The 21098-nt window shown below is 64.0% G+C and carries 22 protein-coding genes and 1 riboswitch; of the genes, 5 read left to right on the plus strand and 17 right to left on the minus strand.

All coding sequences use genetic code 11. The annotated features are described in order from the left end of the window. Positions 1-8: 8 nt before the first annotated feature. The 5 genes from LQK84_RS10555 to LQK84_RS10575 form a co-directional block, all read right to left on the minus strand. The gene (locus LQK84_RS10555; RefSeq protein WP_230828678.1) at positions 9-1331 is read right to left on the minus strand and encodes an ABC transporter permease; all 1323 of its coding nucleotides are present in this window, start codon (positions 1329-1331) and stop codon (positions 9-11) included. Next, positions 1328-2011 (minus strand): ABC transporter ATP-binding protein, encoded by a 684-nt coding sequence (locus tag LQK84_RS10560; protein WP_230828679.1) that lies wholly within the window; start codon positions 2009-2011, stop codon positions 1328-1330. The genes LQK84_RS10555 and LQK84_RS10560 overlap by 4 nt, the downstream gene beginning before the upstream one ends. Positions 2012-2017: 6 nt before the next feature. Continuing rightward, positions 2018-2485: a hypothetical protein gene (locus LQK84_RS10565; protein ID WP_230828680.1), complete on the minus strand. Its 468-nt coding sequence runs from the start codon at positions 2483-2485 to the stop codon at positions 2018-2020. Positions 2486-2564: 79 nt separating this feature from the next. After that, positions 2565-4316 carry an alkaline phosphatase gene (locus tag LQK84_RS10570; protein WP_230828681.1) on the minus strand — a complete coding sequence of 584 codons (1752 nt, stop codon included), beginning with the start codon at positions 4314-4316 and terminating at the stop codon, positions 2565-2567. 148 nt (positions 4317-4464) lie between these two features. After that, on the minus strand, positions 4465-5391 hold the full coding sequence (locus LQK84_RS10575) for an SMP-30/gluconolactonase/LRE family protein (protein WP_230828682.1): 927 nt from the start codon (positions 5389-5391) through the stop codon (positions 4465-4467). Positions 5392-5530: 139 nt separating this feature from the next. Between LQK84_RS10575 and LQK84_RS10580 the strand changes: the two genes are divergently transcribed. Together LQK84_RS10580 and LQK84_RS10585 are read left to right on the plus strand one after the other, a co-directional pair. After that, complete coding sequence (locus LQK84_RS10580) at positions 5531-6295, plus strand: SDR family oxidoreductase (protein WP_230828683.1); 765 nt, start codon at positions 5531-5533, stop codon at positions 6293-6295. A gap of 1 nt (position 6296) precedes the next feature. Further along, positions 6297-6806: a gluconokinase gene (locus LQK84_RS10585; protein WP_230828684.1), complete on the plus strand. Its 510-nt coding sequence runs from the start codon at positions 6297-6299 to the stop codon at positions 6804-6806. Here the strand turns inward: LQK84_RS10585 and LQK84_RS10590 are convergent. The 6 genes from LQK84_RS10590 to thiC form a co-directional block, all read right to left on the minus strand. Continuing rightward, positions 6794-7759, minus strand: a complete 966-nt coding sequence (locus LQK84_RS10590) for a hydroxymethylpyrimidine/phosphomethylpyrimidine kinase (protein WP_230828685.1) — start codon at positions 7757-7759, stop codon at positions 6794-6796. The two genes, LQK84_RS10585 and LQK84_RS10590, sit on opposite strands and share 13 nt — an antisense overlap. Then, the gene (locus LQK84_RS10595; RefSeq protein WP_230828686.1) at positions 7729-8334 is read right to left on the minus strand and encodes a thiamine phosphate synthase; all 606 of its coding nucleotides are present in this window, start codon (positions 8332-8334) and stop codon (positions 7729-7731) included. Before LQK84_RS10595 ends, LQK84_RS10590 begins: the two co-directional genes overlap by 31 nt. Continuing rightward, positions 8331-9104: a thiazole synthase gene (locus LQK84_RS10600; protein WP_230828687.1), complete on the minus strand. Its 774-nt coding sequence runs from the start codon at positions 9102-9104 to the stop codon at positions 8331-8333. The genes LQK84_RS10595 and LQK84_RS10600 overlap by 4 nt, the downstream gene beginning before the upstream one ends. Position 9105: 1 nt before the next feature. Then, positions 9106-9303, minus strand: coding sequence for a sulfur carrier protein ThiS (gene thiS, locus LQK84_RS10605; protein ID WP_230828688.1), 198 nt, complete (start codon positions 9301-9303; stop codon positions 9106-9108). Continuing rightward, positions 9300-10268, minus strand: coding sequence for a glycine oxidase ThiO (gene thiO, locus LQK84_RS10610; RefSeq protein WP_230828689.1), 969 nt, complete (start codon positions 10266-10268; stop codon positions 9300-9302). Before thiO ends, thiS begins: the two co-directional genes overlap by 4 nt. A gap of 544 nt (positions 10269-10812) precedes the next feature. Then, positions 10813-12621: a phosphomethylpyrimidine synthase ThiC gene (gene thiC / locus LQK84_RS10615; RefSeq protein ID WP_230828690.1), complete on the minus strand. Its 1809-nt coding sequence runs from the start codon at positions 12619-12621 to the stop codon at positions 10813-10815. 88 nt (positions 12622-12709) lie between these two features. Continuing rightward, positions 12710-12840, minus strand: a riboswitch (TPP riboswitch). Between the two features lie 124 nt (positions 12841-12964). Here thiC and LQK84_RS10620 point away from each other — a divergent pair. Beyond that, positions 12965-13198, plus strand: a complete 234-nt coding sequence (locus tag LQK84_RS10620) for an AbrB/MazE/SpoVT family DNA-binding domain-containing protein (RefSeq protein WP_230828691.1) — start codon at positions 12965-12967, stop codon at positions 13196-13198. Continuing rightward, positions 13195-13599 carry a type II toxin-antitoxin system VapC family toxin gene (locus LQK84_RS10625; RefSeq protein WP_230828692.1) on the plus strand — a complete coding sequence of 135 codons (405 nt, stop codon included), beginning with the start codon at positions 13195-13197 and terminating at the stop codon, positions 13597-13599. The genes LQK84_RS10620 and LQK84_RS10625 overlap by 4 nt, the downstream gene beginning before the upstream one ends. A gap of 1000 nt (positions 13600-14599) precedes the next feature. Here LQK84_RS10625 and LQK84_RS10630 read toward each other — a convergent pair. The 6 genes from LQK84_RS10630 to LQK84_RS10655 all read right to left on the minus strand — a co-directional run bounded on the left by LQK84_RS10630 (position 14600) and on the right by LQK84_RS10655 (position 19815). After that, complete coding sequence (locus LQK84_RS10630) at positions 14600-15583, minus strand: fumarylacetoacetate hydrolase family protein (protein WP_230828693.1); 984 nt, start codon at positions 15581-15583, stop codon at positions 14600-14602. 51 nt (positions 15584-15634) lie between these two features. Continuing rightward, entirely contained in the window at positions 15635-16408 is a 774-nt protein-coding gene (locus LQK84_RS10635) for a cyclase family protein (RefSeq protein ID WP_230828694.1), read from the minus strand. Between the two features lie 69 nt (positions 16409-16477). After that, on the minus strand, positions 16478-17422 hold the full coding sequence (locus LQK84_RS10640) for an ABC transporter substrate-binding protein (RefSeq protein ID WP_230828695.1): 945 nt from the start codon (positions 17420-17422) through the stop codon (positions 16478-16480). Positions 17423-17459: 37 nt separating this feature from the next. Further along, on the minus strand, positions 17460-18233 hold the full coding sequence (locus LQK84_RS10645; RefSeq protein WP_230828696.1) for an ABC transporter permease: 774 nt from the start codon (positions 18231-18233) through the stop codon (positions 17460-17462). Further along, positions 18230-18991 (minus strand): ABC transporter permease, encoded by a 762-nt coding sequence (locus tag LQK84_RS10650; RefSeq protein WP_230828697.1) that lies wholly within the window; start codon positions 18989-18991, stop codon positions 18230-18232. Before LQK84_RS10650 ends, LQK84_RS10645 begins: the two co-directional genes overlap by 4 nt. Continuing rightward, entirely contained in the window at positions 18988-19815 is an 828-nt protein-coding gene (locus LQK84_RS10655) for an ABC transporter ATP-binding protein (RefSeq protein WP_330166406.1), read from the minus strand. The genes LQK84_RS10650 and LQK84_RS10655 overlap by 4 nt, the downstream gene beginning before the upstream one ends. Positions 19816-19967: 152 nt before the next feature. On the opposite strand from LQK84_RS10655, the gene LQK84_RS10660 reads away from it, so the two are divergent. Next, a complete protein-coding gene (locus tag LQK84_RS10660) occupies positions 19968-20873 on the plus strand; it encodes a LysR family transcriptional regulator (protein WP_230828698.1) in 906 nt (301 codons plus the stop codon). Positions 20874-21098: the final 225 nt, after the last annotated feature.

A 21098-nucleotide genomic window follows, 5' to 3' on the forward strand; every position in this document is an offset into this window, starting at 1 on the left:
CCGCAACATTATCCCCGCAAGGCGCTGGCCGGCGGCTGGCGATAGGCGATGATGGCGGGCAGCAAGCAGAGGCAGGCGGCGGCAAGAAGCAGAAGCGCCAGCGCGCCGCCGTCTTCTGCCGCAAAGCTGACGGGCATGTGGAAGCCGCTGTCTGCGGCAAGCCGGGCGGCAATCACGCGGGCGGCGAGATAGCCAAGCCCGATGCCCGCAACGACACCCGCTGCGACCAGCCCGAACAGTTCGAGCCAGACAATGCCGAACACGGCCTCGCGCGGCGCGCCAAAGGCCCGCAGAGCGCCGATCTGCTTGCGGCGCTGGCCGATATGCATCACAATAACCAGAATAAGCGCCGCGCCGACCAGCAATTGCGCGCCGCCGGCCACAGCCGAGAGAACCTTCTTCACATCGCCGAGCGTCGCATAGAGCTTCGTCAGAACCTCTGCCGGGAAGACCGCGAGCGTCGCGTCCTTGCGATATTGCTGGCGCAGCTTGTAGGCATCGGCAATCGATTTCGGTTTCACCACGACAGCCGGCAAGCCCGGCAATTCGCCCTGCCACTGCTCGTTGATCGCCTCATTGGGGTCGATGGCGTGATGGTCGTGCTCGTCGTGATCGTCATGCCCGTCGTGATGCTCTGCCATTTCTGTGCCTGCCGGCTTGGCGGCATTCTGGTCGGCGGCGGCGTGATCATGGTCATGTTCGTCCGCATCGCCATCGTCATGATGATGGCCGAGGCCGTGGATATCCCAGACGGCCTTGATCGGAACGAGGATCGCCTTGTCCCAGGCGCTGCCGGTCGGTTTCAGCCGTCCAACGACCGTGTAGGCAAGTTCGGTATGCGTATGCCCGCCTTCGCCCAGCGTCCCATGCATCGGCTTGACGGTTGCGCCCATCGGCAGCATCACATCCGCACCGATCACCGCCTCGCCCTCGCGGGCAAAGACCGCGCCTTCCGAAACGCCGGCGGAGATGTTCTTGACCAGCGTTGTCGTGGTGCCGACAATCGGGGAGGAGCCGAAGAAATCTCCGAAGCCTATGGGGGCGGCCCAGGCAACGCGCGGATCGGCTTCCAGATCGCTCAACACCTTGCCCGGCATCAGCGGCAGCGCCGAGGGTTGCAGGAAGACGGAGGAGAGAACGAGCTGGGTTTCGCTTCCGGCAGCACCCACGATGAGGTCGAATTTCTCTGCCGCGCGGGCCGAGCCCAGCCGCAGCGCGCGCTCCTGAAGCGTGACGGCAACGCCAAGCGCCACGGCGAGCGCCACGATGGCGGCGATGAAGAAGGCGCCGAGGCGGAAGCGGTTGAGATCTGCGAGGATGAAGCGGATCATGCGGCGGCCTCGATGGTTTCAGCGGCGATGCGGCCGCCGACAAGGCGGATGCGCTTGTCGAAGCGTCCGATCAGCGCCGGATCGTGCGAGACGACGATCAGCGTCGAGCCTTCGCGTTCGGCCAGCGTCATGATGAGATCCGCCACCTGCGCGCCGCTCTCGCTGTCGAGGCTGGCGGTCGGCTCGTCGGCAATGATGACGGCGGGTCTGCGCACCACCGCGCGGGCAACGGCAACACGCTGCATTTCGCCACGCGACATGGTTTCGACCTTCTGTTCGGGTCGCGAAAGCCCGACGATCCGCAGGAGTTCGCGCGCCCGTTCCGTCATCTCGGCAGTGGCGGCCCGGGCCAGGCGGGCCGGCAGAAGAATATTGTCGAGGGCGGAAAGCCCCTCAAAGAGGTAGAAATCCTGCATGACAAGGCCGATCGTCTCACCGCGCCAGCGGTCGCGCCGGCTCTCAGACAGGCTGGCAATGTCGGTCCCGCCCCAGCGGACGGCGCCGGTTCGGGGCCGTTCCAGTCCGGTCAGGATATTGACCAGCGTGCTCTTGCCCGAGCCCGAGGCCCCGGTGACGGCGAGCTTGCCTCCTGCTGCGAGGCGGAATTCATCGATCGAGAGAGCAGGGGTCGCAAGGCCTGGAAAGGTGACTTCAAGCGCTTTGATGGAAAGATCGATCATCGGTTTTCAAGCCTCGCGGAAACGGGCATTGCGGATGCGCAGGCGGCTGAGAAAGCCGGTTTCGGGATCGGTCCACGACCCGATTTCCAGCGTGCCGTCGACGGAAATACGGGTTCCGCCGGGCAGGAATGTCTGCTTTCCGGAGAGGTAGATGACGACGATATTGTCCGGCCAATCGGCGTCGGACGAGCAGAACGGGCAGAGCGCCATCGGGATTTCGGTCAACACGAAGAAATTCGCCTCGGCCTTCAGCGGCGGCGCCATGAAGCCTTCCATGGAGACCGGCTTGCCGTTCAGGCCCTTGACCTTGTCGGAATATTCGAGGCCCAGCACGCCGAACTTGCTGTAGAGCTCGCCGAAGGCAATCGTGTCGACGGCGAATGCCGGGCGCGCCAGCACGCAAAATGCCGAACCTGCCGCGAGGCTCAGGAAGCCGCGCCTTGCCAGATGTCGGTTCGAAATGTCTTGCGTCATCGAAACCTCCGGAGATTTCAATCGCTCTATCCTTGAGACCCCGGGCGCTTGCCGCCCGGGGTCTGCTTGGGTTTTGAGGTTACTTGGCGGCTGGGGCCATGGCGAAGGTATCGGCGAGCACCTTGTAGACGTCGCTTTCTTCCATATAGCCCTTGAAGCCTTCGGCGCCGGGGCCGGCAGACTGGAGCACGACGTCATCCACGGCATGAACGCCGGTGTCTTCGTCGCGCGGCAGGTTGCCGGGGACGAGCATGGCACCCGGAATGTCCTTGTAGGCCGGGTTGGCGTCATACTGGCCCTTGTCGTTCTTCACCGCCGGCTCAAACGGGCCGTCAAGCTTCGGCTTGAAGGTCTCGTAGTGGTCCGGGCCATTGTTGCCGAAGATGGCGAGGTGCTTGCTGACGGCAATCGAGTCCGGATAGCCGTCGCCATCCTTGTCTTCGTAGTTCGGGAAGCCGGCCTTTTCATAGGTGCCGACGCGCTCGCGGCCTTCGGTCGCTTCCTTCGTGTCATCGATCGTGCCGATGATCGAAACGCCATGGGTATGGTCGCCGGTGACGACGATCAGCGTGTCCGGATGGCTCTTCTGGAAGTCGCGGGCAACGGCGATGGCATGGTCGAACTCGATCGTGTCGAAGACGGCGCGATCCCAGTCGAGCGGGTGGCTCGCCTTGTCGATGTCGGAGCCTTCGATCATCAGGAAGAAGCCTTCCGGGTTCTTCGACAGGCTGTCGAGCGCGACCTTGGTCATGTCGACGAGGCCGGGCTGCTTCGGGAACTTGTCGACGGTGCCCTTTTTCAGCTGCATGCGGTCAACGGCATAGTCCATGTTGCCGGTGTGGAAGAGGCCGAGGATCTTGCCGGTATTGGTGCCAGCGGCGGCCTGAAGCTCGTCCTTGTCGGTGGCGAGCGCGTAGCCTGCATCCTTGAAGATCTTCACATAATCCTTGTCGTCCTTGCGCTTCGAGCCGGGAACGTCCTTGGAGAGGAAGTAGGCCGAGCCACCGCCGAGAACGACGTCGGGCTTCACATCGAACAGCATGCCGACGATGTCGGCCTTGTCGGCGCGGCGGCGGGTATGGGCGACAACGGCAGCCGGCGTTGCGTCTTCCAGTTCCGACAGCGCGACGATGCCGATAGACTTCTTGGTCGTGCGGCGGACGGCTTCGGCAATGTTTTCGACCTTCGGGTCGTCAAGGCTCGACGGCGTGCGGTCGGCATAGACGCCGAGCGCGTTGATCGCCGTCTTGTGGCCGGTCATGTAGGCCGACATGGTATTGGCGGAGTCGGTCGCGATCGCGTTGGTGGACGAGGTGCCGATGAAGGCCATGTGTTCGAGATCGTCCATGGCCAGACGACCGTTTGCCTTGCCTTCCGTCATCCCCTTGGACATCAGGCGGGCACCGGTGCGATGCGCGACGGACATGCCGTCGCCGAGCATGAAGATGATGTTCTTGGCCTTCGGCGCGGCTGCCGTTTCGAAGACGTCCCAGGTGACGGTCTTGGTCTCGGAGCCGGCGGTGACGGCCACTTCATACTTGCCGGCCTTGGCGATCTTGGCGTTGCGCAGGATCACGGCGGAGCCGAGAACCTTGTCGTCCTTGCCCTTTTCCTCGGCGACGAAATCGCCCTTGCCGAGAACGGTCGCGTAGTCCTGACCGTTGACGGTGATCTTGACGTCTTCCGGCTTCACGACGGAATTGAACTCGACCTTGAAGTCGAACGGCGAGCCGACGAGGATCGTCGCCCGGCTCAGCGGATAAACGGTGGCTGCCTGGGCGGCACCGGCCAGCATGGTTGCTGCGGCGAGTGTAGTGAGAAGCTTGCGCATGGGTCCCTCCTGATACGCTGTTTCACACCCGTCCGGTTAAAGGGGGCGCATGACAGTTACATGAAGGCTCGGGAAATCATTCCGTTTACTTCCGGATTTCGCAATGACGCTCAGTTATACTATAACATTACCGCGCATTGCGACTTGTTTAGCCCAGCTTCGCTCCGTTGACAGTCAGGTAGACTGCGTAGAGCGACGTCGTCGCCGTGATGAACAGGCGGTTGCGCTTGGGGCCGCCGAAGGTGACGTTGGAGACGATTTCGGGAAGCCGGATTTTGCCGATCAGCGTGCCATCCGGATCATAGCAGTGGACACCGTCGCCGGCGCTCGTCCAGAGCCTTCCGGCACGGTCCAGGCGGAACCCGTCGAAGAGGCCCGTCGCGCAGGTGGCAAAGACGCCGAGATCGGTGAGGGCATTGTTCGGTCCGACGGCGAATTTGCGGATGTGGCGCGGCCCGTCCTCCTGATGCGATGCTCCGGTGTCTGCGACATAGAGCAGGCTTTCGTCGGGTGAAAAGGCGATGCCGTTGGGCATTGCGAAATCATCGAGAACCTTGACGGTTGTGCCCGTCGCCGGGTCGTGCCGGTAGACATGGCAGCCGCCGATTTCTTCGTCTGCCCGCTCGCCCTCGTAATCGCTCAAGATCCCGTAGCTCGGATCGGTGAACCAGATCGTCCCGTCCGACTTGACCACCGCATCGTTTGGCGAGTTGAACCGCTTGCCCTCGAAACGGTCCGCCAGAACCGTCACCGAGCCGTCGAATTCGGTTCGCGTCACGCGCCGGGCGAGATGTTCGCAGGTGACGAGCCGGCCGAGATTGTCGACCGTGTTGCCATTGCAGTTGTTGGACGGCTGGCGGAACGTGCTGACCACGCCGCTCGTCTCGTCGAAGCGCATCATGCGGTTTTCGGGAATGTCGGAGAAGACGAGATAACGACCGGCGGCGAACCAGGCAGGTCCTTCGAGCCAGCGGCCCCCGGTCCACAGACGCTCGACCCTGGCATGGCCGACAATGCAATCCCCGAACCGCGGATCCAGAATCTCGAACCCCGTCCCTTCGATCTCTCCGGACATGCTATGCCTCCCTGCATAATTCGTTCCACCGATTGACGAAGTGATAGACGGATCGGTAACAAAAAGCCATCGTCTGGGCGGGAGTGTTCGCGGCGGGTTCGCGCCTCAGTTCCCCAGATCAATGCCACGGGAGGAAGCCATGTCGGACTTGTTTGATCTATCCGGGCGCCGCGCGCTGATCACCGGCTCCAGCCAGGGTATCGGTCTGGCACTGGCCGCGGGTCTGGCCCGTCAGGGCGCCTCCGTCGTCATCAACGGCCGGGATGCCGCCCGCGTGGAAGAGACCTGCCGGAAGCTGACGGAACAGGGCTACCGCGCCGAGCCTGCCGTCTTCGACGTCATCGACAAGCCGTCAGTGGATGCCGGCATTGAACGGATCGAGCGGGAGCTCGGCCCGATCGATATCCTGATCAACAATGCGGGCATGCAGTATCGCTCGCCGCTCGAGGACTTCCCGGCGGACAAGTTCGAACTGCTGTTCAAGACGAATGTGACGAGCGTGTTCCTTGTGGGCCAAGCGGTGGCCCGCTTCATGATCGCCCGGGGTGAGGGCAAGATCATCAACATCGCCTCGGTGCAGAGCGAACTCGCACGCCCCTCGATCGCGCCCTATACGGCGACCAAGGGGGCGGTGAAGAACCTCACCAAGGGCATGTGCACGGACTGGGCACGCTACGGCCTGCAGGTGAACGCGATCGCGCCCGGCTATTTCCGCACGCCGCTCAACCAGGCGCTGATGGACAATCCCGACTTCAATGCCTGGCTTGAAAAGCGCACGCCGGCGGGGCGCTGGGGCGATGTCGAGGAACTGATCGGCGCTGCCGTCTTCCTCGCCTCGAAGGCATCCTCCTTCGTCAACGGCGAGACGCTGCATGTCGATGGCGGTATCACGGCGAGCCTCTGAGATGGCAGGCTTGCGCATTGTCGTCATGGGTGTGAGCGGCTGCGGCAAGTCGTCTCTGGGCGAGGCGCTCGCGCATCGTCTGGGCCTGCCCTTCATCGAGGGCGACGCGCTGCATCCGGCGGAAAACGTTGCGAAAATGGCAAGCGGTGCACCTTTGACCGACGAGGACCGGTGGCCCTGGCTTGCCCGTGTTGGTGAGGCATTGGCGGCGCCTGACGGCGGCGCGGTCGTTTCCTGCTCCTCGCTGAAGCGGGTCTATCGCGATGTCCTGCGGCGCGAGGCAGGCGAGGGTGTCATCTTCGTCCATCTCCATGGCAGCCGCGAGCTGCTTCTGTCGCGCATGCAGCGCCGCCCAGGCCATTTCATGCCCGCCTCGCTGCTGGACAGCCAACTCGCGACGCTGGAAACGCCGGGCCCCGACGAGAACGCGATCCCGGTCGACTGCGCCGAGCCGCTGCATCCGGCGCTGGAACGTGTGGCCGACCTGATTTCCGCGCGTCAGCCGCGCTGAACCTCCCGAAAGGCCTGGGTCACATAGACCTTCGCCACCCGGATCGACGCTTCAAGATCCCGCCCGGCAGCCAGCCCGCAGGCAATCGCCGAGGCCAGCATGCAGCCCGTGCCGCGCAGCGTGCCGGGATAGCGGGGGCTTTCGAAGGCGAGAGCCGGCAGATCGGGACGGATGAGCAAGTCGCTGCAAATGCCAATGTTTGATGCTGACCTTGGAGCGCGCTGCAAACTCCCGCTTCTCCCCTTGGGGAGAAGGTGGCCCGAAGGGCCGGATGAGGGGGAAGCCACGCGCTCGGAGCAAGCGGCCCCCTCATCGCCTCGCTTTGCTCGGCACGTCTCCCCGGGGGTAGAAGGGGGAGATTGCGGCGCTGTCTCAGACCTCAATGCTGTCTCATCCACAGGATCGTTCGCGTGGCCGCCCTTGATCAGGGCGGCGCGGATGCCGAGCGCGAGCAGCCTCTCCATGGCCGCGTTTGTGTCCTTCAAACCCGTCAACATCGCCAGTTCCGGCACATTGGGCGTCACCAGATCGCCGCGCGGCAGCAGGCGCGAAATCATCAGCCGCACGCCCTCCGGTTCCAGCAATGTCCTGCCCGAGGTCGAGGCCAGAACCGGGTCGAGCACGACGGGGAGGTGCGGATGCCGCTCCAGCATATCGGCCACCGCCGCGACGATGCCGGCATTGGCGAGCATGCCGATTTTCACCGCGCGGATCTCGCCGCCTTCGAGCGCCGCCTCTATCTGCGCCATAACCAGCGCCGGCTCCATGGCCTGAACCGCCGTCACCCGCCGGTTCGATTGCGCAGTCACCGCAGTGATCGCCACGGCGGCCTTGAGGCCGAACATCGTCACCGTCTCGACATCGCGCGCGATGCCCGCGCCGCCGGAGGAATCCGAACCCGCGACGATGAGGACGCGGGCGCTCACCGCCAGCGTTCCGTCTTGGCGATCCATTCCCGCGTGCGGGCTTCCGGATCGGAGTTCAGCGTGATGTCGGTGACGACGGCGGCGCTGTCGGCCCCTTGCGCGAAAACGCCGTCCAGCCGCTCCGGCTTCAACCCGCCGATGCCGACCAGCGGTAGCGCTCCGACCTTGTCCTTCCAGATGCGGATGCGCTCCAGCCCCTGCGGGTCCCATTTCATCTGTTTGAGGATTGTCGGGTAGATCGGCCCAAGCGCCACATAATCCGGCTTTGCCGCCAGCGCCGTATCAAGCTCTGCCTCGTCATGCGTGGAAAGGCCAAGTTTCAGCCCGGCGGCGCGAATGGCGGCGACATCGGCCTCGGCCAGGTCCTCCTGTCCGAGATGAACGAAATCGCAGTCCTCCTCGATCGCTGTCCGCCAGAAGTCATTGATGATCAGCTGGCAGTCATGGACCGTGCAGCTGGCCCTGGCGCGGCGGATATGGGCGCGCAGTGTCTCTTCCGGCTGGTCCTTCATGCGCAATTGCACGAGCTTGACGCCAAGCGGGATCAGCCGCTCAATCCAGTCGGCGCTGTCGACGATGAGATAGAAGGGATCGAGTTTCATGCGAAGACCGCCTTTCCGATGACGGGGGTGGAGGGCACGGCCATGTCGCGCGGCTCCAGCAGTCCGGCGTGGTAGCCTGCATGGCCGGCCTCGAGGGCGGCGGCGAAGGCGCGGGCCATGGCGACGGGGTCGGCAGCGCCCGCAACGGCGGTGTTGAGGAGCACGGCGTCATAGCCAAGCTCCATCGCCTCAGCGGCATGCGACGGCCGGCCCAGCCCGGCATCGATGATCAGCGGCACATCGGGGAAATGCGCCCGCATGGAGACAAGGGCTGCCGGATCGACCAGCCCGCGCGCCGAGCCGATGGGCGAGGCCCAGGGCATGAGCACGCGGCAACCGGCCTCCAGCAGCTTTTCGGCAACGACCAGATCGGCGGTCGTATAGGGGAAGACCTGGAACCCGTCAGCGCAAAGCTCCCGCGCGGCCTCGACCAGCGCGAAGACATCCGGCTGCAACGTGTCGTGATGGCCGATCACCTCCAGCTTCACCCAGTCGGTGGCAAAGAGATCGCGCGCCATCCGGGCCGTCAGCACGGCCTCCTTTGCCGTGTGGCAGCCGGCCGTGTTGGGCAGGACATGGACGCCAAGCCCCTTGATGACCTCGAAAAACTGCCCGCCGCGCCCGCCGCCGGCCGTCTCGCGGCGCAGCGACACGGTGACGATTTGCGTGCCCGAGGCGCGGATTGCCGCTTCCATGATCGCCGGCGAGGGGTAGCGCGCCGTGCCGAGCAGCAGTCGGGAGGTGAGCGTGGTGTCGTAGAGTGTCAGCATGTCAGCCTCCCTGTTTCGGCGCGAGGATTTCGATGCGGTCGCCATCGGCGAGCGTTACCTGCTCGCGTTCGGTGCGCGGCACGAGATCGCCATTGACGGCAGTCGCCAGCCAGTCGCCCTCATAGTCGAGGGCGGTGAGAAGGGCCGAGAGCGTGCCGGCTTCGATCTCCTGCTGTTCGCCATTGATGATGAGTTTCATGCGATTGCACTCCTTCGTTGCGGCTCCGCCTGAAGCCGGTCTGCCAGTTCTTCGGCAAGCGCGGGGGCCATCAGGAAGCCGTGGCGGTACAGGCCGTTGATGGAAAGATGCCGGCCGGAGCCGGCAAGGCGCGGGATATTGTCGGCATAGGCCGGGCGGATGCCGGTGCCGGTTTCGATCACCTCCGCCTCGCCAAAGGCGGGGTGGAGCGCATAGGCGGCGTTGAGCAATTCCATCAGCGAGCGGGCGGAGACCGGCCCGTCATGCTCGCTTTCGATCATCGTCGCGCCCACCATGAAGCGCCCGTTGTCGCGCGGCACGACGTAAAGCGGGATGCGCGGATGCAACAGCCGGACGGGGCGGGAGAGGGCGATTTCGTAGGTTTTCAGATAGAGCATCTCGCCACGCACGCCGCGAAGCCCCGATCCGCGCTTAATCGCGGAACGGCCGGTGCAGTCGATGATCCGGGCAAAGTCGCCTTCGTCGGCTTGCGCGACGAGCCGTACGCCCATGCGGAGCATTGCATCCGCGAGCCCGGCAAGCGCCGCACGCGGATCAAGATGCGCCTCATCGGCAAAGAAGAGCCCGCGCCGGAAGCGTCCGGCCAGTGCCGGTTCGAGTTCGGCAATCGCTGCCTCGTCCAGCCATTGATGTCGCGTCGTCCGGCGGGCGAAGCGTTCCAGCTCGCTCTGATCGCGGGCGGGGGCAACGACAAGCGTTCCCTTGCGTTCGACCAGACCCGGCAGCACCTCGTCCCACCAGCCGATGGCCTCGATGCCCGCCTCGATCACGACCTGCGGGGCCGTCTCCCCCTCGCACCAGGGCGCCAGCATTCCGCCGGCGTAATGGGATGCACCCATGCCGGGGGCATTGGGGTCTAGGAGGGTCACAGAGTAGCCTCTTCGTGTGAGGGCAAAGGCGGCGGTGAGGCCGGCAACGCCTGCGCCTTTGATGAGGATGTTCATGGCACTGCCCTCCTTGTGAAAGACCGCGCGCACCCATTCTCTCCGTCATGCCGGACTTGATCCGGCATCCAGCCAGCCCGCGTCGGCGAGCTGAAAGACCCTTTCAGGACAGGGAAGTCCTCTCGCGCGATGGAGATCGCGCGGCCGGGATGACGGAAGAGGGGGTGGGCGATCGTGGTACCCCCCTCTGGCCTGCCGGCCATCTCCCCCGCAAGGGGGGAGATTGATCCGGAGCGGTCGTCGCGTTTCCATTTTCCCGTCTGCAATCGCTGCGCCACCATGGGGCGAGCGATCGTCTCTTGCCGATCTCCCCCCATGCGGGGGAGATGCCCGGCAGGGCAGAGGGGGGTATGCCCCGTGCGGAAACGTCGGAGCAAGGATCGCCCCTCCCCAACCCTCCCCACAAGGGGGAGGGAGAGTGACCGTTGTGCCTCAATCCCTGATGCAACGCCGAGGGCGAGGCGCGGCCGTGCCTTTGTCCGTCTCCCCCCTTGTGGGGGAGATGGCGGCAGCCAGAGGGGGAGTTGCCCCAAGCCCATCCCGCTCACGCCTCACCCTCCACCGGCATGTAAAGCTCCCCGCTCTCGCGGAATTTCGCCGCCATGGCTTCCATGCCCTCCTTCTGCGCCTCGGCGCGGATGTCGTGGGAAATCCGCATGGAGCAGAATTTCGGGCCGCACATGGAGCAGAAATGGGCGACCTTGTGGGCCTCCTTGGGCAGCGTCTCGTCATGCATGGAACGCGCGGTTTCAGGATCCAGCGAGAGGTTGAACTGGTCCTCCCAGCGGAACTCGAAGCGGGCACGGGAGAGGGCGTCGTCGCGCAGCCGTGCGCCCGGATGACCCTTGGCGAGATCGGCGGCATGCGCCGCGATCTTGTAGGTGATGACCCCGGTCTTCACGTCGTTGCGGTCGGGAAGACCCAGATGTTCCTTCGGCGTGACGTAGCAGAGCATGGCCGTGCCGAACCAGCCGATCATCGCAGCCCCGATGGCCGAGGTGATATGGTCGTAACCCGGCGCGATATCGGTCGTCAGCGGCCCGAGCGTGTAGAACGGGGCCTCGCCGCAATGGGCCAGCTGCTTGTCCATATTCTCCTTGATCTTGTGCATCGGCACATGGCCGGGGCCTTCGATCATCACCTGGCAATCCCGACCCCAAGCGATCTGGGTGAGTTCGCCGAGCGTTTCCAGTTCGCCGAATTGCGCCGCGTCATTGGCATCCGCGATCGAGCCGGGGCGAAGCCCGTCGCCGAGCGAGAAGGAGACGTCGTAGGCGCGGGCTATGTCGCAGATTTCCTCGAAATGCTCGTAAAGGAAGCTCTCGCGATGATGCGCCAGACACCACTTGGCCATGATCGAGCCGCCGCGCGAAACGATGCCGGTCACGCGGTTGACGGTGAGCGGGATATAGGCGAGCCGCACGCCGGCATGGATGGTGAAATAGTCGACGCCCTGTTCGGCCTGTTCGATCAGCGTGTCGCGGAACACCTCCCAGGAGAGGTCTTCGGCAATGCCATTGACCTTTTCCAGCGCCTGATAGAGCGGCACGGTGCCGATCGGCACGGGCGAATTGCGGATGATCCATTCGCGGATATTGTGGATGTTGCGCCCCGTCGAAAGGTCCATGACCGTGTCGGCGCCCCAACGTGTCGCCCAGACCATTTTCTCCACCTCTTCCGCCATGGAGGAGGTGACGGCGGAATTGCCGATATTGGCGTTGATCTTGACGAGGAAATTGCGGCCGATGATCATCGGCTCGGCCTCCGGATGGTTGATGTTGGAGGGGATGATGGCACGTCCCCGCGCGATCTCCTCGCGGACGAATTCCGGCGTCACGAAGTCCGGGATCGCCGCGCCGAAATTCTCGCCGCCATGAGACGCAATGGCCGCCTTTCGACCCATATTTTCGCGGATCGTGACGAATTCCATTTCCGGCGTGATGATGCCGGCGCGCGCATAGGCCATCTGTGTCACGGCCTTGCCGGCCAGCGCCCGGCGGGGCTTCGGCAGATTCGGAAATTCCGGCGTCAGCCGTTCCCCTTGTGCAAAGCCGTTATCCTCCGGCTTCACGACGCGGCCGTCATAGCTTTCCGTGTCGCCGCGCGCGGTAATCCAGGTTTCGCGCAGACGCGGCAGGCCCTTGTCGATATCGATCACCTGCGCCGGGTCTGTATAGGGACCGGAGGCATCGTAAACCGTCACCGGCGGCTCGCCGGCGGTCGGATGAACCGAGATTTCGCGCATGGGGACCATGACGCACGGGTGGATTTCGCCGGCGTGGAAGACCTTTTGGGAGGCGGGCAGCGGCCCTTGTGTGACGACGGGGGTGATGTTGGTTGCGGCAATATTCATTTGAGGCTCCAAGGTTTGACATTGGAGACCCAGTTCGAAGCCGGAATGATGGAAAGACGCCAAACGGATTCCGGGATGGACTCCGTCTCTCGCAGCGCTCGCACCGTCCCTACGCCAGTATGAACTGGATCAGGTTCAACGGGTCACTGCGCTGCTTTCCCTTGTTCGGGATCGCCCAGCAGAATCTCAGCCCCTTGCGGGACCCCCCTGGTGAATGCGCTTATGTTAGGGTGCTTCGACGGAATGCGTCAAGCCGGTTTGACGGGCGGTCGGGTGAGGGCGCTTGCATGGGAGGTCGGGGCGGCCTATTTTAAGGGCTCGAAACGAAGCGCGGAGCTTTCCCATGAGCATCATCGTGACGGACAAGGGACAGGTGACAATCCCCAAGGATGTGCTCGACCAGCTCGGCGTCGGTCCCGGCAGCGAGGTCGATTTCCGGCGTCATGCCGATGGCACGATCGAGCTTGTGGGGGATGGGGAGAAGAAAATTCCGAGCCGGTTTCGGGATTTACTCGGACATGCTGGTCCGGGGCCAAGCACCGACGAAATCATGGAAATGACACGCGGTGAAACGTGATCCTCGTCGACACGAATGTCTTGCTGGATGTCGCGACCCGTGACGAGCGCTGGGCGTTGTGGTCGCTCTCGAAACTCGCCGCCGCTGCGGATGCCGGTCCCGTTTTGATCAATGACATCGTCTACGCGGAACTGGCGGTCCGCTATGGGCGGATCGAAGACGTTGACGATTTTATCGCCAGAGCAGGCCTCGAGCTTCGCTCGATCCCCAAGCCCGCCCTGTTTCTGGCCGCCAAGGCCTTCGTAGCATATCGCAAGCGTGGTGGCACGCGAACGGGGGTGCTTTCCGATTTCTTCATCGGCGCTCACGCTGCGGTTGAGGGCTTTTCTCTGCTGACCCGCGATGCCCGACGCTATCGCACGTATTTTCCGGATGTTTCGCTGGTAACGCCTGAAGGGTAGGCGTGCCGCGCATGCCTCCTGAAGGTTTGGTGTGAGACGTCCGGGGCCGCACACTTCCGAAGAAAAATTTCATCCCACAATTTCCCCGCCTCCGAATTTCCCCCTTATCCTACACCCCTCCTGCCACCGGATGGGTCAGCGACGACTGGCTCAGGCGGGAGGAGAGCCTGGTGATGTTCCCCGTAACGTGCGGAGGATGTCATCAGGGGACGCGGGCGGCGATGGACCTGACACGTCTATCGAAACGACTCCCCCGATGGGCCGCGAATGGCTCGGCGGCTTGGCTGCGCCAAAGAACCTGTCTGCCTCCGCAGACGGCTTAGCGAGGCGGCCCGCGTTTGAGGATCAGGGTCGGATGAGGCCCTGCCTTGCAGATCTCGACGGGTCGCGCTGGCGCTCCGCCGTATTTTTAAACTACCCATCAGGGCGGCGCGTCAGCGTGGCTCTCCGGAAGTTTGCGCCCAAAGATAGGGGCAAGAGCGATAGACCGGAGGATAACTCGGGGAAGGTTTTTCCCGGGGCTTTTTGCGTGCCTAAAATTGAGACCTCACCCTGAGGTGCCTGCGCAAAGCGCAGGCCTCGAAGGGTCCCAGCCACACACTCCGGGTCCCGTGCCACAAGCGCATCCTTCGAGGCCGCCCTGCGGGCGGCACCTCAGGATGAGGGTGGAGCAAGCGGCACGACGCCAATCTCCCCCCTTGCGGGGAAGATGTCAGCGAAGCTGACAGAGGGGGGTGCCACAGGCGAGAACGTAGATGGAAGCAGAATATGACGCACCATACCCCCCTCTGCCCTGCCGGGCATCTCCCCCGCAAGGGGGGAGATTGGGTGTGGCACTCGTCCCACCTCACCCTGAGGTGCCTGCGCAAAGCGCAGGCCTCGAAGGGTCAAAGCCACACGCTCAAGGGCCCCGCGCCACAAGCGCATCCTTCGAGGCCGCCCTGCGGGCGGCACCTCAGGATCAGGGGGGGCGAGGGGCACGTTGCCGGAAATGTGCCGCTTACCCCGCCTTGACCACCTTCTGGTCGATGGCCCCGAAGACCGGCGAACCGTCAGGGAGGAAGACCTCCATGCGGAGCGTGTCGCCGAAGGCCATGAAGGAGGTCTTGGCTGCGCCCAGATCGAGCATTTCGATACCACGGCGTTCGGCGATGCAGGTGGAGCCGACCTCGCGGTAGTTCTCGTTGGAGACCGTGCCCGAACCGATGATCGTGCCGGCAACGAGGTCGCGGGAATAGGCGGCATGCGCCACGAGATCGTTGAAGCCGAAGGCCATGGCATAACCATCGGGCGAGCCGAATTTCTCGCCATTCCAGGTGACGTGAAGCGGCAGCGCCACGCGGTTGTCGCGCCAAGCGTCGCCCAGTTCGTCCGGGGTGACGGCAACCGGGGCCATGGAGCAGGGCGGCTTGGCATGGACCCAGCCGAAACCGGTCTTCATCTCGGCCGGCGCGATCTTGCGCAGGCTCCAGTCGTTGATCTGGACGATGAGGCGGATGTATTTCGAGGCATCGGCAGCATTGGTTCCGTTCGGAACGCCGCTGACGATGACGCCGAACTCGCCCTCGAAGTCGATGCCGTCTTCCATGAAGCGGAAGGGCACATCGGCCGTCGGCGCGTAGAAACGGTCGGAAACGCCCTGATACATAAGCGGCTTGGCCGGCCCGTCGCTTTCGGAGGCCTTGATGCCGAAGACGAGCGCCATGAGATTGGCGTGGCTCTCGAAGGCCGAGCCATCGAGCCATTGCCAGGCGCGGGGCATCGGGGCGAGCGCCTGTGCCGGCGCAAAGGCGAAGGCCTCGGCGGCCTCACCGCGGTTCAGAGCCTCATATTCGGCCTTCAGGTCGGCCTCGACCGCGTCCCAGGCTTCCAGCGCGGCCTGCATCGTGGACGCGGCGCGGGCGGGGGCAGCGAACTTGAGGTCGCGCGAGACGATATGCAGCCGGCCATCGGGCGTACCATTGGCGAGGGTGGAAAGTTTCATGGATGCATTCTCCTGTCTTCAATTCGGTCAGTCTTCAGGGCGCGCCGGCGCTCAATCCTCGATGATGGCGACCGCGCGGCACCAGCCAGCGGAGGCCTTCTCGACCTTCACCGGGAAGCAGGACACCGTGAAACCGGTCGAGGGCAGGCTCTCGAGGTTCGAGAGCTTCTCCATGTGGCAATAGGCCTGTTCGGCGCCGGCCTTGTGGCCTTCCCAGAACAGCGAATAGTCGCCCGTTTCCTCGATCTTGCGGCGGGTGTGGATGAAGGGCGCGTCCCAGCTCCAGCCGTCGATGCCGGTGACGCGGACGCCGCGGCTGGTGAGATAAAGCGTTGCCTCGCGGCCCATGCCGCAGCCGCGGGCGAGATAGTCGTCCTCGCCATAGCGTGTGCCGGCGGCGGTGTTGACCAGCACGATATCGAACGGCTGAAGCTCATGGCCGATGCGCTTCAGTTCGGCCTCGACATCGGCTGCGGTGCAGACATAGCCGTCCGGCTTGTCGCGGAAGTCGAGCTTGACGCCGCGTCCGAAGCACCATTCCAGCGGCACCTCGTCGATCGTCCAGGCGCGCTCGCCGCCATTCATGGTCGGGTGATAGTGCCAGGGCGCGTCGAGATGGGTGCCGGAATGCGTGGTCATCACGACGTCCTCGGCCGCGCAGCCCTTGCCCTCGAGCTGCTTGTCGACCGGAACGCCCGACATCTGCTCGAACTCCAGCGCGCCGTAGTCATGGTCGTGATAGACGATCTGCGGCAGCAGGCCCGGCGGATCGGACCTGATGCCGGCTTTGAGGGCGACGGAAATGTCGATGAATCTGCGGGCCATGTCATGCTCCTGGAGATGGAATGCGGCCGCGCCGGAGGCTTGCCCCGGCGCGGCCCGGTGGATGGTGGATCACTCGCCCGGATAGCGGACGGTGAAGGCCTTCAGGTCGATGTCCTTGGTGGTCAGGCCGCGATGCTTGGCAAGCTCGTTCCAGAACTTGAAGCTCTTTTCCGGGTCGAGATGCGTCGAGAAGTTCGGAAACTTCAGGCCGGCGACGACCGGAGGCGGCAGCGTCGTGTACTTGGCGAGGCTTTCGCGCGCTTCCTTGTCATGCGTCTTGATGTAGCCCATGGCGTCGTCAAGCGCCGCCTGGAAACCCGCGACATCCTTCTTGTGTGCGGTGGCCCATTCGGTCTGCACCGTGTAGATGCTGGCTACCGTGCCGTCGGGAATGATGTCGAGATAGTTGCCAATCAGCGTGCCGCCGGCTGCCTCGACCGCGCGGCTTGCGAACGGATCAACGCTGGCGACGCCATCGACCTGGCCGGCCTTGAGGATATCGGCCGATTGCGGCAGCGTGATCTCGACGATGTTGATCTTGCTGGAATCGCCGCCGTTGCGGTCGACCCATTCGCGCATGACCACATCCAGAAGGCCACCGACGCCCGGCACGCCGATCTTCTTCCCGCCAAGGTCCTTCGGTCCCTTGATGCCGCTTGTCTTCGACACGACAAGCCCGGCAGCGCTGGGATCCGGAAATACGTTGGTCGAGGCGATCGCCTGCAGGTCGACGCCGTTATCGATCGCCTGAAAGACAACGACGGGCGTCGGAATGCCGACCTGTGCCGAGCCGGAGACCAGCGCGGAGACGATGAGGGAGCCGTTCTGCGCCAGCTTCAGGTCGACATCCAGACCGTGCTTCTCGAAGAAGCCCTGGTCCTTGGCGATGAAGGCCGCGAGATTGGGGGCAGATGCCGTATACATCAGCGTGATCTTGTCAGCAGCCAGTGCCGATATGGCCGATAGCGCCAGCGCCGCCGTGGTCAGCATGGCCCCTGCGATGGTTCGTTTCATGTCAGTTCCTCCCGAGTATTAAAATGTAAGGTCATGTTCAGGTCGCCGGTGCGGGTTGCCAGCGCAGCAGGCGCCGTTCGAGCGCCGTCAGCGCCACGTTGGTTGCAAGCCCGATCAGCCCGAGCATGATGACGCCGGCGAAGATGTCCGGGGCGCGGAAGCCGCGGGCGGCGAGCAGGATGCGGCTGCCAAGCCCGCCCTGCACGGTGATCATTTCGCCGACGACGGCCAGGATGAGCGCGATGGTCAGGCCGAGGCGCAAACCACCCAGAATGTCGGGCATGGCGGCGGGCAGGGCGATCTTGTAGACGCGCTCGAACCGGTTGAGCCTGAGCACGCGGGCAACCTCATCGAGGCGCGGATGCACGTTGGAAAAGCCGTGGATCGTGGTCAGCAGCATCGGCCAGACCGAGCCGAAGGCGATCAGCAGCAGGATCATGTTGTCGGTCATGCCGAGAAAGACGATCGCGACCGGCGCGATGGCAGAGGCCGGCAGCGGGCGGATGAACTCGAATGTCGGCGCGATCCAGGTCCGGGCAAAGGGCGAGATGCCGATGGCAGCGCCCAGTCCGATGCCGATGGCGGAGGCCACCAGCCAGCCGAGCGCCATGCGCAGCACCGTCTGACCCACTTCCGTGAAAAGCTTGCCGGAACTGTAATCCCGCGTCAGCGCGGCGAAGGCGCGGTCGGGGCCGGGCAGGAAGACCTTCGAGACATAGCCGTGATTGGCGATCCATTGCCACAGCGCCAGAAGCGCGAGCGTCACCAGAAAGCTTGCCGCAAGCCAGAGCAGATTGATCGGACGCATCATTCGGCAGCCCTCCGGAGTGCGTGGAAGGGGAAGAGCTTCAGCTCGGTGCGCACGAGGACCCAGTTGAGCGCCCAGCCGATCAGGCCGATCCAGAACAGGATTGCGAACATGTCGGCGGGGCGCAGCGACTGGCCGGCCATCATCAGGCTATAGCCGAGCCCCTGCGGATTGGCGGAGATCTCCACCGTGACGGAGACGATGAGCGCGATGCCGGCGGCGAGCCTCAGCGCCAGGAAGAGGCGCGGCAGCACGGCCGGGAAGACGATCTTGAAGGTCCGCTGCGTGGCCGTCAGCCGCATGACGCGGGCGACCTCCATCAGCCTGGGCGTGATCTGCCGGATCGCGCTTTCGGTCAGCAGCATGACGGGGAAGAAGCAGGCAAAGGCGATGATGGCCATTTCCATGGCATAGCCGAAGCCGAAGACGAGCAGCGCGATCGGCAGGATCGCGACCGCCGGCACCGGCCGCAGGACTTCGACGGTGACGCGGGAAAGCCGCGAAAGCGGCGGCAGCAGGCCGAACACGAAGCCCGAAACGATGCCAAGCCCGGCGCCAATCAGAAGCCCGCCGGCCGCGGCCGTCAGGGTCATTCCGGTGGCGCTGAGGATGGTGCCGTCCGAAAAACCTTTCACGAATGCGACCGCAATATCCACGGGTGCTGCCAGCGTGTCACTATGGATGCCGGCCACGGTGGCCCAGATCTGCCAGAGGACGAGCAGCAGGACCGGCAATGCGAAACCTTTCAGCGCCTTCATCATTCGTACCTCAGGACGAAATCGAACAGCTTGCGCCGGAGCGCCAGGAATTCCGGCTCCTCGCGGGTCGTCAGCTGGTTGCGCGGCCGGGCAAGCGGCACGTCGATCAGTTCGGCGATGCGGCCGGGATTGGGCTCCAGCGCAATCACGCGGTCGGCAAGATAGATGGCCTCCTCGAGGTCATGGGTGACGAAGAAGGCCGTCACGTTGGACTCCGAGACGATGGCGAGAATTTCGTCCTGCAGCTTCTGCCGCGTCATCGCATCAAGCGCGCCGAAGGGCTCGTCCATCAGGATGACGGAGGGATTTTGCGCCAGGCAGCGGGCGATCTGCAGGCGCTGCTGCATGCCGCCGGACATTTCGGACGGATATTTGTCGGCGTGTTTCGACAGACCGACCTTTTCGAGAAGATGGGCGATGCGATCCTTGCGTTCCGCCCGCGGCGTGGCGGCGGCTTCCAGCGCCAGCGAGATATTCTGCGACGCCGTGCGCCAGGGGAGCAGCGCATTGGCATAGTCCTGGAAGACGATGGCAATGTCGCTTGCCGGTTCGGTCTGCGCCTTGCCACGATAGGAGACCGTGCCGCGCGAGGCCTGGATCAGGCCGGAGAGAATGCGCAGCAGCGTGGTCTTGCCGCAGCCCGACGGACCGATCACGCAGACGAACTCGCCTTCGCCGATATCGACATTGATATCCTGCAGAACTTCGTGAGAGCCGAAGGACAGGCCGACACCCTTCAACGAAATCAGGGGCTTGCGGCCGGTTTTCGCCGCGGCTCTGGGGGCGTCTTCGAAATTGCGCTCGAACTGGTGCAGCGTCGCGGTCAAGTCTTACTCCTCCTTGCGGCATTTCCAGCGCTTCCCTTGATCAGGGTGCGCATGGCTCCTCCTGCCATCTTGGTTCTTGACGCTAGGCAGAGGCGGGGCATATGTCTAATGAATAGAAGATATATTTCCTATGATTTTGGGTAATACTCCGGATGCGCTTCGACAATCTCGACATGAACCTCATCGTGGCGCTGGAGGCGATCCTCAGGCTCCGTTCCGTCAGTGCTGCGGCGGAGGAATTGAACCTGACGCAGCCGGCATTGAGCCGGGCGCTGGGGCGGCTTCGCCAGCACTTCGACGATCAGATCGTCGTGCCGCTCGGCCGGCAGATGGTGCCCACCGAGTTCGGCGAGACCCTGCATGGTCTCGCCCGGCAATTGCTGGAGGAGATGCGCGTCTTCGTCGACATGCGCGCCCATTTCGATCCGTCAACGGCGCGGCGGGAGGTGAGCATCATCGCCTCCGACTATGTGATCCGCGTCTTCCTTGCGAAGGCGGCGCAGCGGCTGGCAAGCGTCGCGCCGGGGGTGTCACTGCGCTTCATCGGCATCGATGGGCCCGCCGAAGCGATGTTCGAACAGACGAGTGTGGACTTCCGCATCGTGCCGGCGATGGCGCTGATGGCGGATCATCCGAGCGGCAAGCTCTTCACCGACGAATTCGTCTGCATCGCCTGGGAGGACAATCCGCATGTCCGCGACGGCCTCGATGCGGAGACCTATCTGGGTCTCAAGCATGTCACCACCGCCTTCGGCGCCCGCGGCCGCGACAGCCATTTCGAGCGCTTTCTGAAGGACCAGAAGGTCAATATCGAGATCGCCATGTCGATGCCGAATTTCGTGCTTCTGCCGGAATGCGTCGTCGGCACGCCGTATCTGACGACCATCCACGCGCGGATGGCGGCGATGCTGGAGGCGTCGCTGCCGGTGCGCATCCTTCCGGTGCCGATCGCCGTTCCGCCCGTGGTCGAATATCTGCAATGGCACAATCTGCGCCGCCACGACAGCGCCTCGCAATGGATCCGACAGTTCCTCCTCCAGATGGCCGCGGAGCTTTGAGCGCGCTTGCGCGCTCACCGGTGAAATCAGGTCGAGAAGGATGCCGGTCGAAAGGCCGTTCGAAGGCTGTCGTCTGCCTCGTTGTCGCCCGATTGCCTATGCATAGTTTTTATTATATCGAGTGCCCAGGTCTGGCGATCAGCCAGCTATTGCAATTTCAGGTGCTTTCCGTAAACGCTCATACATATATCTCATCTTAGATGCCCGAAACGCGAATCGACCCCC

The organism is Rhizobium sp. C4, from assembly GCF_021026315.1.
Taxonomy (GTDB): Bacteria; Pseudomonadota; Alphaproteobacteria; order Rhizobiales; family Rhizobiaceae; genus Ensifer_A.